At 61.2% G+C, this 12,373-nt stretch carries 12 protein-coding genes and 1 pseudogene; all 13 read left to right on the plus strand.

Features of this window, described 5'->3' with window-relative positions:
- Positions 1-214: 214 nt before the first annotated feature.
- Positions 215-1,288 (plus strand): ABC transporter ATP-binding protein, encoded by a 1,074-nt coding sequence (locus AC13RE_RS14205; RefSeq protein ID WP_488482246.1) that lies wholly within the window; start codon positions 215-217, stop codon positions 1,286-1,288.
- Positions 1,289-1,336: 48 nt separating this feature from the next.
- A complete protein-coding gene (locus AC13RE_RS14210) occupies positions 1,337-2,236 on the plus strand; it encodes an ABC transporter permease (RefSeq protein WP_488563384.1) in 900 nt (299 codons plus the stop codon).
- Positions 2,237-2,238: 2 nt separating this feature from the next.
- Complete coding sequence (locus AC13RE_RS14215; RefSeq protein WP_488563385.1) at positions 2,239-3,084, plus strand: ABC transporter permease; 846 nt, start codon at positions 2,239-2,241, stop codon at positions 3,082-3,084.
- Positions 3,084-3,848, plus strand: coding sequence for an SDR family NAD(P)-dependent oxidoreductase (locus AC13RE_RS14220; RefSeq protein WP_488563523.1), 765 nt, complete (start codon positions 3,084-3,086; stop codon positions 3,846-3,848). The genes AC13RE_RS14215 and AC13RE_RS14220 overlap by 1 nt, the downstream gene beginning before the upstream one ends.
- Before the next feature lie 13 nt (positions 3,849-3,861).
- Positions 3,862-4,629: an SDR family NAD(P)-dependent oxidoreductase gene (locus AC13RE_RS14225; protein ID WP_488563386.1), complete on the plus strand. Its 768-nt coding sequence runs from the start codon at positions 3,862-3,864 to the stop codon at positions 4,627-4,629.
- Positions 4,630-4,724: 95 nt separating this feature from the next.
- Complete coding sequence (locus tag AC13RE_RS14230; protein WP_488563387.1) at positions 4,725-5,957, plus strand: ABC transporter substrate-binding protein; 1,233 nt, start codon at positions 4,725-4,727, stop codon at positions 5,955-5,957.
- A 78-nt stretch (positions 5,958-6,035) separates the two neighbouring features.
- Entirely contained in the window at positions 6,036-7,139 is a 1,104-nt protein-coding gene (locus AC13RE_RS14235; RefSeq protein WP_488563388.1) for an ABC transporter ATP-binding protein, read from the plus strand.
- A gap of 33 nt (positions 7,140-7,172) precedes the next feature.
- Positions 7,173-8,054, plus strand: a complete 882-nt coding sequence (locus AC13RE_RS14240; RefSeq protein ID WP_488563389.1) for a polysaccharide deacetylase family protein — start codon at positions 7,173-7,175, stop codon at positions 8,052-8,054.
- A gap of 45 nt (positions 8,055-8,099) precedes the next feature.
- Entirely contained in the window at positions 8,100-8,432 is a 333-nt protein-coding gene (locus AC13RE_RS14245) for a hypothetical protein (RefSeq protein ID WP_488563390.1), read from the plus strand.
- Positions 8,422-9,474: a CobW family GTP-binding protein gene (locus tag AC13RE_RS14250; RefSeq protein WP_488563391.1), complete on the plus strand. Its 1,053-nt coding sequence runs from the start codon at positions 8,422-8,424 to the stop codon at positions 9,472-9,474. The genes AC13RE_RS14245 and AC13RE_RS14250 overlap by 11 nt, the downstream gene beginning before the upstream one ends.
- A gap of 16 nt (positions 9,475-9,490) precedes the next feature.
- The gene (locus AC13RE_RS14255) at positions 9,491-10,708 is read left to right on the plus strand and encodes an ABC transporter substrate-binding protein (RefSeq protein ID WP_488563392.1); all 1,218 of its coding nucleotides are present in this window, start codon (positions 9,491-9,493) and stop codon (positions 10,706-10,708) included.
- Between the two features lie 17 nt (positions 10,709-10,725).
- Complete coding sequence (locus AC13RE_RS14260; RefSeq protein ID WP_488563393.1) at positions 10,726-12,099, plus strand: amidase; 1,374 nt, start codon at positions 10,726-10,728, stop codon at positions 12,097-12,099.
- A 168-nt stretch (positions 12,100-12,267) separates the two neighbouring features.
- Positions 12,268-12,369: pseudogene (locus AC13RE_RS14265) on the plus strand (IS630 family transposase); the annotation flags it as partial.
- Between the last annotated feature and the right edge of the window lie 4 nt (positions 12,370-12,373).

Raw genomic sequence — 12,373 nt, forward strand, 5'->3', positions numbered from 1 at the left:
TACAAAAATCATTTATGTAATGCTCTCGACATCAAGGCGCTCGTCAGAAGCGTCGCAGGTGGAACTCTTTGAAACGCCAAGGAACATCTCTTTGACGCGCACGTGATCATGCGCGAATGCAGGCTGACGTCTGACCGTCCGGATCAATGCGATCCAGACGAAAGCGGAGCTTTGCCCGAAGGATAGTCCTTGCCTTGAAACTGGTGGGAATTCGGTGTCGACCGTTCTTCAGCTCAGCCAAGTCACCAAGTCCTATGGCGCGTCAGCCGCGCTGGACGGGATAGATTTCTCTTTGCCTGACAATGCCTATATCTCGCTGCTCGGCCCCAGCGGCTCCGGTAAGACGACACTTTTGCGTGTCATCGCCGGCTTCGAGGAACCGGATGCCGGTTCGATCCTTTTCCACGGCAAACGGCTCGATGGCGTGGAGCCGCATGATCGCGGCATCGGCTTCGTCTTTCAGAACTTCGCTCTGTTTCCGCATCTTTCCGTTGCCGAGAACGTTGCCTTCGGCCTGCGCAATCGCAAGGTCGATCCGGTGACGGATGCACGCGTCCTGGCGAAAAGGGTTCAGGACATGCTGTCGCTGGTTGGCCTCAGCGGATTTGACGACCGCGCTGTCACGCAGATCTCCGGCGGCCAGCGCCAACGCGTCGCCTTGGCACGTACACTGGTGACCGAGCCGAAGATGGTGCTGCTGGACGAGCCGCTCGGTGCGCTCGATGCCAATCTGCGGGGCCGCATGCGCAATGAGCTCAAGATCATCCGCGAACGCTGCGGCGTAACCTTCCTGCATGTCACGGGCAGCGAGAGCGAAGCCCTGGCGATGGGGGACCTGGTGCTTGTGCTCGATCGCGGCCGCATCGCGCAGGCCGCCGCCTCGGACGTCGTTTACAATAGCCCGGCAACGGCCTCGGTCGCTCGCTTTCTCAATTGCTATAACCTCTTTGCCGGCGATGTCGTCGCGGATGCTTTCGTCGGACCGGCCGGTCGCTTCCCTTTGAATGGTTCGCGCCGAAAGGCGCCGCAGCCAGCCTATGCGATCCGCTACGACCGCGTTTCGATCCGCTCCCGCGATGCAGTGCTATCGGATGACGAAGTGCGCATCGAGGCGGATTTCATCGCCAGCGAATATTCCGGCGCAGCGGTCAATTCCTTCTTTGCGCTCGATGGCGGCCACGTCTTCGAGGTCGAATCCCATTTGAGCCACGCCCGTCCGCCGGCCTTTGTCGAAAAGGACCGCTATGCGCTCGTTTGGAAGAAGGAGGATGCCCTTGTTTTCGGTTGATGTGAGCCCTTCGAAACTTTCCACCGGACCCTCCAAGGAGAGCGAGAGATGACCATGGTCGCGACATCAGAGGAAGCCGTGCAGGAAGGCGCAGCCGTGCGCCGGAGATCGAGCAAGACATTCTGGCTTCTTGCGCCGGGCATGATCTGGATGGTCGCCTTCCTCGTCCTGCCGATGCTGATGATGGTCTACGTTTCCTTCTGGACGCAGACGACCTTCAAGATCGAACCGACGCTGACCTTGCAGAGTTGGATCACCTTCCTGACGAGCGCCACCTATCTCGACGCGCTCTGGACGACGATCCGCATCTGGCTGCTCGTGCTGGTCGCGACGCTCGTCGTCGGCTATCCGGCAGCACTCTTCGTCGGGCTTCTCATCAAGAATAAAACGCTGCAGACCGTGTTGCTCGTACTCTGCGTCATCCCGTTCTGGACCTCCTTCCTGATCCGCGTGCTTGCCTGGCGGCCGATGCTCGGCACCGAGGGCGCCATCAACATGATCCTGATGAATCTGGGCGTTATTCGGCAGCCGATCGAGGTGCTGTTGTTTTCGGAACTGTCCGTCATTATCGGCATGACCCAGATCTACTGCGTCTTCATGGTTGGGCCGATCGCCTTTATGATGGGTCGTATCGACGCCTCGGTCATCGAGGCTGCCCAGGATCTTGGTGCCGGCTTCTGGCGCATCTTCCGCACGATCATCCTGCCGCTTTCGATGCCCGGCGTGGTGGTCGGTGCGATCTTCGTCTCCGTCATGGTTCTGGGTGAATTCGCGACCTCCGCCGCCCTGTCCGGCCGCAAGGTCAATCTGCTGGGCAATATCATCGTCACCCAGGTCGGCTCGCTGAAATGGGCCTTTGCCGCCGTTGCCGGCGTTGTGCTGACGATCATCATGGGTGCTGTTGTCGCAGCCCTGCTCAAGGTCGTCGACCTCAGAAAGGAGCTCTGATCATGAATGCTGGCGGTATCAAGCTCGGCCTGGGCGTCTATACGACCTTCTTTCTGATCTTCCTCTACGGCCCGCTCGCGGTCCTTGCGATCCTGTCGTTCCAGACCGGTCCGGAGGGTGGTCCGCAATTCCCGATCATCGAATGGTCGACCTATTGGTATCGGCATCTCTTCGGTCTGACGCCGCCGTCGCGCATCGCGCCCCTGCCGATCGATCAGGCGCTGATCCGCTCGCTCTTTCTGGCGCTGATGACCATGATCGTCTCGACAGTGCTCGGTGTCATGTCAGCGCAGGCCTTTCGCCGCAAGTTCCGCGGTTCGGGCGTGGCCTTCTATCTGATCGTTCTCGGCATGATGGTGCCGGGCGTGCTCGTCGGTCTCGGCATGGCGCTTGTCGCCAACGCCTTCGGCATCGACCGTCACTGGTGGAGCACCGCCTTCGTCCTGCATGTCGTCTACACCTTCCCCTTCGCCTTCCTCGTCATGCTTGCCATCTTCAACAGGTTCGATCCCAGCATGGAGGAGGCCTCCTGGTCGCTCGGCGTTACCCCGGCACGCACCTTCCGCAAGGTCACGTTCCCGCTGATCTTTCCGGGCGTGCTTTCGGCCATGCTCTTCGCCTTCACGCTCTCCTATGACGAGTTCTCGCGGACACTGTTTGCCTCCGGTCGTGAGCTGACGTTGCCTCTGGCCATCTACGGCACCTTCTCGGTCGAGGTGCATCCGAACGTCTTCGCTTTCGGGGTGCTGACCACGCTCTTCTCCTTCGCCCTTCTCGGCACCTACGCGATCCTGATGGGCCTGTCGGTGCGGCGCGCCAAACGTGTCCGCATCCAGGAGGACGCATGATGGCTGAGAAGGCTTCCGCCCCGATCTCCGCCCCCCTCTCCGCCATTGTCACCGGCGCCGGCTCCGGTATCGGCCGTGCCATTGCGCTCCGCCTTGCCGCTGACGGCTATGCGGTTCTGGTCAATGACCTCTCCGAGGAGCGCGCCAAGTCTGTTGCCTCGGAAATTATCAAGGCGGGCGGAGCGGCGGCCGCGGTCGCCGGTGATGTGGCGCGGCCGGAGGATGTGGCGGCGATCCATGCGGCTGCCAAGGCCTCGCACGGCGACGTCGCCCTTCTCGTCAACAATGCCGGCATTGCGCATCAAGCGGCATTCGAAAACCTCGAGCTTGAGGATTTCGACCGGATGTTTGCGGTGCATGTGCGCGGCACCTTCCTGATGACCAAGGCCGTCTTGCCGTCGATGCTGGCGCGCGGCGAGGGCGTCATCGTCAACGTCGCCTCCCAGCTCGGGCAGATCGGCGGCATCGAGCTTGTTCATTATTCCGGCGCCAAGGCCGCGATCATCGGCATGACAAAGGCGCTCGCCCGCGAGGTCTCGAGCCGGGGCGTACGGGTCAATGCGGTAGCGCCGGGACCGATCAATACGCCGCTGGTGCTCGGTCTTTCCGAGGAATGGCGCGAACGCAAGAAGCGCGAATTGCCGCTCGGCCGGTTTGGCGAACCGGAAGAAGTGGCCGCGACCGTGGCGTTCCTGGCCTCGCCGGCCGCGAGCCTTTTCGTCGGCCAGACGCTCGGGCCGAATTCCGGCGATGTGATGCTCTGAGGGAGACAAGCAGATGGACAGTTTAGAAAAGCGGGTCGTCATCGTCACGGGTGCGGGCATCGGTATCGGCCAGGCAACGGCGAAGGCTTTTGCAGCGCTCGGCGACCATGTCGTCGTCACCGATATCCTCGAGAAGGAAGGTGAGCAGACGGTTCGCGACATTCTGACCGCCGGCGGCTCGGCCGAATTCCACCTTTACGACGTGCGCTCGACGGAAGCGGCAAACCAGCTAGTCGCCGATGTCGAGGCGCGTTTCGGCAAGATCGACGTCATCGTCGCCAATGCCGGCATCGCCCATCGCACGCCGCTCGGCGAGCTTACCGATGACAAGTGGGACCTGACCATGGATGTCGATCTGAAGGGCATCTTCAAGCTGGTGCGTGCTGCCGTACCCGGGATGCGCGCCCGCAGATCCGGAAGCATTGTTGCGCTCTCCTCGATCATGGGCGTCGCCTATGGTTGGGACGAGCATGTCCATTATTCGGCGGCGAAATCCGGTGTCGTCGGACTGGTGCGCGGGCTCGCCGTCGAACTGGCGAAGGACGGCGTCAGGGTCAACGGCATTGCACCGGGTTATATCCGCACGGCTCAGCTCCTTTCGGAAGAGAATTCGCTAGGCCCCGCAGGCGCGGAAAAGGCTGCCGAATTCATTCCGATGGGCCGGCTGGGTGAGCCGGAAGACATTGCCGACGTGATCGCATTCCTCGCGTCAAACGGTGCGAGATACATGACCGGCCAGGTTCTGGTCGTTGATGGTGGCCTCCTTGTGGGGCGGTACTGATCGTCATCGTCCGGCGATGGCTGGGTAGGGGCGATACGGCAATGAAGAGGCCCAACAAGGGCCAAGGGAACAGCAATCAGCACTGGAGAACAAAAATGTCCAAAATGGAATTGAACAGACGCTCTCTGTTGAAGCATTCGGCCGGCGTTATGGCGCTTGCAATCGGCGGCGGCACGCCGTTCCTGTCGTCGCGAGCGGCCTACGCACAGGCTGCCAATCTCGCCAAGGAGCAGTTGCGAACCATCGGTCTTTCGGTCACGGTCCAGGAGCGTATCCTCGATGACTTCCGCAAGGTGAGCGGTGTCGGGCAGACCTCAGGTACTGCGGCGACCTTTCCCGACGCGCAGACCAAGATCCTGTCCGGTTCCAAGGATTACGATTGCTGGGAGATCATCGGCGAGCGTCTGCCCTCGATCGTCATGACCAACAATGTCGAGCCGGTTCCGGCCGCTTCCCTGAAGAACTGGGCCAATATCCGCGAGACTTTCACCACGCCCTCGGACAAGTGGGAGCCGAAGCAGCAGATCGTCGGCCAGATCTGGGCAGATGACGCCAAGACCACGCTGAACATGGTGCCTGCCGTCTATAACTACGACTCCATCGGCTACAATCCGGACGTTCTCTCCGCCGAGGAAGCCAATACCTGGGCGGCGATCTTCGATCCGAAGTTCAAGGGCAAGTCCGGCCTCAACACCGATCCGCTGATCGCTTTCGGTCAGGCGATCATGGCGATGAACACGCTTGGCCTTCTGAACGTGAAGAATCCCGGCAACCCGAGCACGGCCGAAATCGACGAAGCGGCGAAGTTCCTCGTTTCGAAGAAGAAGGACGGGCAGTTCCGCGCGCTGTGGGGCGATTTCGGCGAGCTGGTCAATCTGATGGCATCGGGCGAGATGGTCGTCTGCGACGCCTGGCAGCCGGCCGTCATGGCGGTCAAGGCCCAGGGCAAGGCATGCAAATATGCCGTGCCGAAGGAAGGTTATCGCGGCTGGGCGATCGGCCCGTCGATGATCGCTGGCACGCCGAACAAGGAAGCCGTGATCGCCTATGCCGATTACTGGCTCTCCGGCGAGCCCGGCATCACCGTTTCCGAACAGGGCTATTATTCTCCGTCGACCAATATCCAGAAGGTCATGGCGCCGGACAAATATGCCTTCTGGTACGAGGGCAAGCCATGGGTCGGCGCTCCTGAGCGCGGTATCAAGGAAGGGGACCTGCGCGATGGCGGCTCGCTGGCGGAGCGCGCCAAGAACGTCGCTTATTGGCACCAGTGGCCGGATGAATACGACCATCTCGTTCAGAAATGGGATGAATTCCTCAATGCCTGATCCGATGGCTGCTGCCGGCCATCCTATGCCGCGCGGGGAGGCGATGTCCGCCTCCTCGTCCACGCCCGGAGATCTCTCATGATATATGATTTGGAACTTATCGATGTCGGCAAGGTCTATGACAATGGCACGCCCGCCGTCATCGACTTCAATCTTTCGATCAGGAAGGGCGAGTTCATCGCCTTTCTCGGTCCGTCGGGCTGCGGCAAAACGACGACGCTCCGCATGATCGCCGGCTTCGAAAGCATTTCCTCCGGCGACATGATGATCAAGGGCGAGCGCATGAACGATGTCAGGCCGCAGAAGCGGCCGACATCGATGATCTTCCAGAACTATGCTCTGTTTCCGCATATGACTGTCCGGCGGAATGTCGGATATGGTCTCGAGGTCAAGGGCATGGCGAAGGCCGAGCGGGATGCGCGGGTCGATCGTATCCTCGCGACACTTGGGCTGGAGGATATTGCCGAGCGCAAGCCGGACAAGCTTTCCGGCGGCCAGCGCCAGCGCATCGCGCTTGCTCGCGGCCTCGTGGTCGAGCCGGATGTGCTGCTTCTTGACGAGCCGCTGGGTGCGCTCGATGCCAATCTGCGCAAGGCGATCCAGAACGAGCTGAAGCTGCTGCAGAAGAAGCTCGGCGTGACCTTCGTCTTCGTCACGCATGCCCAGTCTGAAGCGCTGGCGCTGTCCGACCGCATCGTCGTCATGAACCAGGGCAGGGTGGAGCAGATCAGTCCGCCGGCTCAGCTTTATACGCGTCCCGATACGCCATTCGTGGCGCAGTTCATCGGCCGCAATACCATCTTCGAAGGCGAGGTCGCCGGCACGCAGGCCGACAGCACATTCGTCTCCACATCCTTTGGCACGCTGTCGGGCTGCGCCAATGGCGGCCTCAGCAGCAAGGTCAACATCGTCATTCCTTCGGAGGCGATCGAGGTTCACGCGGCGAGTGGCTCGGCGCGCGAAGATCTCATCCGGGCTTTCAGCGGCAATGTGGTCGGCGCCCGCGTCGAGCGCTTCGACGTGGTCGGCCATATCTCGCAGATCGGCATCAGCCTGCCCGACGGTAGGGGCCTGGCGCTGGAAGCCCATGTCGATAAATACCGGCCCGGCGCCTTTCCCTTAGGCGCCGAGGTCATGCTTACCTGGGATCCGGCCGACGCGACCGTCATCCCGGCTCACTGACTACAGAAAACTCAAATTGAAGGAGGTCATCCCATGGCAAAGGAAATCTTGTGCAGTTTTGGCGTCGACGTCGATGCCGTGGCCGGCTGGCTCGGCTCTTACGGCGGTGAGGATTCGCCCGATGATATCTCGAGGGGCCTTTTTGCCGGCGAAGTCGGCAGCCCGCGGCTGGTGAAGCTCTTCGAACGCTTCGGCATCAAGACGACATGGTTCATTCCCGGTCACTCGATCGAAACCTTTCCCGAGCAGATGCAGGCTGTGGCCGATGCCGGCCATGAAATCGGCATCCATGGCTACAGCCATGAAAATCCGATCGCCATGACGCGCGGGCAGGAGACGGAAATCCTCGACAAGTGCATCGAGCTGGTCACAAAGCTTTCCGGGAAGCGCCCGACCGGTTACGTCGCGCCCTGGTGGGAATTCTCCAACGTGACGAACGAGCTGCTTCTGGAGCGCGGCATCAAGTACGATCACTCGCTGATGCACAATGACTTCACGCCCTATTATGTGCGCGTCGGCGACAGCTGGACCAAGATCGACTATTCGCGCAAGCCGTCGGACTGGATGGTGCCGCTGAAACGCGGCCAGGAGACCGATCTGATCGAAATCCCGGCATCCTGGTATCTCGACGATCTACCGCCGATGATGTTCATCAAGAAATCCCCGAACAGCCATGGCTTCGTCAATCCGCATCATATCGAGCAGATGTGGCGCGATCAGTTCGACTGGGTCTATCGCGAGATGGATTACGCCGTCTTCCCGATCACCATCCATCCCGATGTCGCCGGCCGGCCGCAAGTACTGATGATGCTGGAAAGACTCTATGCACATATGGTCAAGCATCCCGGCGTGAAGTTCGTCACGATGAACGAGATCGCCGACGATTTCGCCGCGCGCTTTCCGCGCAAGAAATAGCCGGCTAGGCTGAAGTATCGAAGCATCAGGTTGGAGGTGATTGCCATGTGTTCACTGTGCGGCGTGCTCGGCGGCAATGAGCATTGGACGGATGCCGCGGCACGGCCGGGCGTCTTCACCCGCAATCACGCAAGCTTCGACCGGCGGCGCGAGCGCGCCGAGCGCGTGCGTGCCGCCAACGTGATGCTCTCGGGTTTCGGCCTTGTCCTTTCCGATTGGCAGGGCGCGTCCTTCGTGCTGTCGACCAGAACGGGCAGGAGCGAAATCATCGAGGATCTCGGCCATCTCTGGTCGGCGGCCGAAAGGCTCGTCGGCCGGTACTGCGATCCGCTTGACCTTGCCTTCGTCGCCAGGATGGAGAGATGCCATGTCGGTTGAAGCAAGCGGCTTCCTGCCGATCAATCTGCTGACCGGCTTTCTCGGCTCCGGCAAGACGACGCTGCTCAAACGCATCCTTGCGGACCCGGCCTTTGCCGATACCGCCGTGCTCATCAACGAATTCGGCGAGATCGGGTTGGATCATGATCTCGTCGAAAGCGTCGAGGGCGAGATGGTGCTACTGCGTTCCGGATGCGTCTGCTGCACAGTGCGTGGCGAACTTGCTACGGCACTCAAGGAACTTTATTCCCGCCGCGAGCGCGGGCTCTTGCCGCCATTCCGGCGCGTCATCATTGAAAGCACGGGTCTTGCCGATCCATTTCCGGTGCTGTCGACCATCAAGGCCGATCCGGTGCTCAGGCATCATTTCTGCGCCGGCAACGTGATTACGACTGTCGATGCGGTAAATGGGCTGCGCCAGCTCGACACTTATATCGAATCCAACAGGCAGGCAGCGGTCGCGGATCGCTTGATCGTGACCAAGACCGATCTTGAAGCCGACAGTAAGGGAGATTCCCTTCGGGCTCGCCTTCGAACGCTCAATCCCGATGCTCCAATCCTGACAGCGGCCGATCCGGATCTCGATCTCTCCTCGCTTGTTGCCATCCAAAGCGACGTCTCGCCAAGCGGCAGCCTGTCGCAGAGCGGCTTTTATTGCGAGGAGCCGGTGCAGCTCGTCTCATCGGATGGCGTGCCGCATCAGGCCGCCATTTCCTCGATTTCTCTCAGTATCGACAGGCCTGTCGACTGGACCGCTTTCGGGCTCTGGCTGACCATGCTGCTCAATCGGCATGGGGAGCGCGTGCTGCGGGTAAAAGGTATTCTCAATCTCAGCGGCGAGGAGCGCCCGGTCGCTGTTCATGGGGTTCAGCATCTGGTTCATACGCCGGTGCATATGGATGGATGGCCCTCGGAAGACCGCAGCTCGCGGCTGGTCTTCATTCTAGATGGGCTCGACGGCACTCTCTTGAAACGCTCCTTCGAAGCCTTCACACTGGCGCACGTGCCTGCCACGCCTTACCCGATCGCAGCGGCGCGATGAGATAACCGGTATCCCCATGAACAAGCATGAATCCGTCGCCAAAAGCATATCTGCTCCCGCCTTGCATCTGAAGGGCCGGCCGCGCCTACGCGTTCTCGGCACCGCGATCTCGCTGCTGGAGGAATTGCGCCTGCGCGCGCAGGACGATCTCGGCATCGATGTCATCTTCGACAACAACGATTTCCTGACGACTCAATACAAGGCGGCCCGCGAGCCGGAGACCTACGATATCTACGACCAATGCTTCCACAATCTCGATATCGTCTGGCATTGGCGTGCGATCCAGCCTGTGGACACCCAGCGCATCGTGCTCTGGGATGAGGTCAACGATCTGACGAAGACCGGCCACATCGGCCCCAATCCGCGATTGGGGCTCGGCGACGTCCCGGCGAAGAAGCTCTTCGTGCAGCCGAACCTCGCCTTGGGCGATACGCCGTCGCGCTTCATCTCCATGCTGCCGACGACGCATAATTTCGACAGCTTCGCCTATCGGACCGATCTGGCGCCCAATGGTGTCGGCATGCATTCCTGGGGCGCGCTCTTCGACGACCGCTGGGCGGGGAAGGTGGCGCTGGTCGATGAGCCCGCTATCGGCATTTTCGATGCGGCGCTCGCGGCACAGGCCGCTGGCCTCATGTCCTTCGACGATATCGGCAATATGTCCATTCAGGAGATCGACCAGCTGATCGATCTCCTGGAGCAGCGCAAGAAGGCTGGCTTCTTCCGGGATTTCTGGAAAACTGCCGAGGATGCGGCCCGGCTGATGATCGCCGGCGAGACCAGCGTCCAGAGCATGTGGTCGCCCGGCATCGGCATCCTGAATTCGAAGGGCGTGCCGGTCGAGCAGGCCGTCCCCGCCGAAGGCTATCGCGCTTGGCATGGTGGCCTGTGTCTTTCGAAACAGTTGAGCGGCCGCCTCCTCGACGTTGCCTACGACTATCTGAACTGGTGGATATCGGGATGGCCGGGTGCCGTGGTCGCGCGGCAGGGCTATTACATTTCGACACCGCAGCGTTCGCGGCAGTTCATGACCCAGGCCGAATGGGACTACTGGTATGAAGGCGCGGCGGCCACCGAAGACTTGCCCGGCCCGGATGGCCAGATGCGGATCAGGAAAGGATCGGTGCGCAGTGGCGGATCCTATTGGCAGCGCGCCAATTGCATTGCCGTCTGGAATACGACAATGGATGAGCACAATTATCTCGTGCGCCGCTGGATGCAGCTGGTTGGCTGAGAAGGAGAGCAGGACCTGTGACAAAGACACATCTCGGCAAATCGATCGCGCAACTCTCGGTCCTGATCCAGTCCGGCAGTCTCGACCCTGTCGCGCTGGCCGAGGAGACCTTCGATGCGATCCGGACCTACAAGGATCAGGCGATCTTCACGCAGCTTTTGGAGCGGCGCGCGAAGGAGGAGGCGGCCGCTTCGTCCAAGCGGCTGCGTGAGGGGCGTTCGCGCGGGCTGCTGGATGGCATTCCCGTTGCCTGGAAAGACCTCTTTGCCATCGCCGGGCTGCCGACGACGGCCGGCTCGATCGTGCTTACGGATGCCGCGCCCGCGCCCGACGATGCCGATGTCGTCAGGGCCCTGCAGGCGGCGGGCATGGTGGCCGTCGGCCGGGTCAATATGAGCGAATTCGCCTTTTCCGGTCTCGGCCTCAATCCGCATTACGGTACGCCGCTAAACCCGCTGGCAACGGATGTGCCGCGAATTCCCGGCGGTTCGTCCTCAGGTTCCGCCGTCGCGGTTGCGGCCGGTCTCGTGCCGGTGGCGATCGGCACGGATACGGGCGGCTCGGTGCGCATACCGTCTGCTTTCAACGGCCTTGTCGGCTATAAGGCAAGCCATGGCCGTTACAGCATGGCCGGCGTCTTTCCGCTGTCGACGAGCCTCGACTCGCTAGGGCCTTTGTGCCGCAGCGTCCAGGATGCGATCTGGGTCGATGCCGCAATGCGCGGGCGCTTTGTCCCCGAGGTGGAGCGCGCCGAAGCCGCTAGGCTTTCCATCGTCGTGCCGACAAATATCGTCATGGATGATGCGCAGGATGGTGTTCTTGCAGCTTTCGAGGCGACGCTAGTGAGGTTGAGTGCCGCTGGCGTTAAGATCCGGCGAGCTGCCTTTCCGGCATTCGAAAGGCTCTTTGAGCTGATGGCGGAGTATGGGCCGTTGGTTACTGCCGAGGCCTTCGTGCTGCATCATCGTCGCTTGGCGGGGCCGGAGGCTCAAGCCATGGATCGGCGTGTTGTCGCGCGAACGCGCCTCGGAGAGAAGACGACGCTGGTCGGCTATCTGGAAACGCTCAAAGTGCGTGAGCAACTGATCAAGGAGGTTGCCGCAACGCTTGGGCCGAATGAGTTTATCGCCTATCCGACGGTTGCCCATGTCGCGCCGGCGCTTGGCCCCCTGGAGGCCGATGACGAACTGTTCGTAAAGATCAATGGCAGAACGCTACGCAATACGGCGATCGGTAATTTTCTTGACTGGTGCGGCGTTTCTCTGCCCTGCGGGGCGGGCGAGGCCGGCATGCCGGTCGGCTTTCTGCTGTCGGCTCCCAAGAACCATGATGAGCGATTGCTGGGGGCCGCTCTGGCGCTGGAAGAGGCAATAACGACTGTCGGCTGTTGAAGAATGTACTGATGAAAACAACCGATGTCGGGGCTGCGGCGCGATGCGGCTCTGTAGTCGCCCTGGCAGTGAGGTGGTTGCCGGCGCCGTGCCTCGGCGGGTCGCATCTCTTCTCAGTCGACGAAGCGGATAGTAGTCCCGGCAGACCGGTCTTGATCCAGGTCCGTTGCGCCCTGTGTCTTTAACGGACCGATCAATAGCCAGTGCTTTCGAGCCTATGTCGAACGCCAACTCCTACCTGTTCTCAAATCTGGCGACGTCGCCATGATCCCTA

It is taken from the genome of Martinezella sp. CNPSo 3959 (assembly GCF_057784355.1).

Excerpts from the sequence above, each read along its gene's own strand:
- AC13RE_RS14250 (WP_488563391.1), top strand. The coding sequence starts at position 8,422 with ATGTCGGTTGAAGCAAGCGGCTTCCTGCCGATCAATCTGCTGACCGGC.
- AC13RE_RS14225 (WP_488563386.1), top strand. The coding sequence starts at position 3,862 with ATGGACAGTTTAGAAAAGCGGGTCGTCATCGTCACGGGTGCGGGCATC.
- AC13RE_RS14220 (WP_488563523.1), top strand. The coding sequence starts at position 3,084 with ATGGCTGAGAAGGCTTCCGCCCCGATCTCCGCCCCCCTCTCCGCCATT.
- AC13RE_RS14255 (WP_488563392.1), top strand. The coding sequence starts at position 9,491 with ATGAACAAGCATGAATCCGTCGCCAAAAGCATATCTGCTCCCGCCTTG.
- AC13RE_RS14230 (WP_488563387.1), top strand. The coding sequence starts at position 4,725 with ATGTCCAAAATGGAATTGAACAGACGCTCTCTGTTGAAGCATTCGGCC.
- AC13RE_RS14215 (WP_488563385.1), top strand. The coding sequence starts at position 2,239 with ATGAATGCTGGCGGTATCAAGCTCGGCCTGGGCGTCTATACGACCTTC.
- AC13RE_RS14235 (WP_488563388.1), top strand. The coding sequence starts at position 6,036 with ATGATATATGATTTGGAACTTATCGATGTCGGCAAGGTCTATGACAAT.
- AC13RE_RS14245 (WP_488563390.1), top strand. The coding sequence starts at position 8,100 with ATGTGTTCACTGTGCGGCGTGCTCGGCGGCAATGAGCATTGGACGGAT.
- AC13RE_RS14210 (WP_488563384.1), top strand. The coding sequence starts at position 1,337 with ATGACCATGGTCGCGACATCAGAGGAAGCCGTGCAGGAAGGCGCAGCC.
- AC13RE_RS14240 (WP_488563389.1), top strand. The coding sequence starts at position 7,173 with ATGGCAAAGGAAATCTTGTGCAGTTTTGGCGTCGACGTCGATGCCGTG.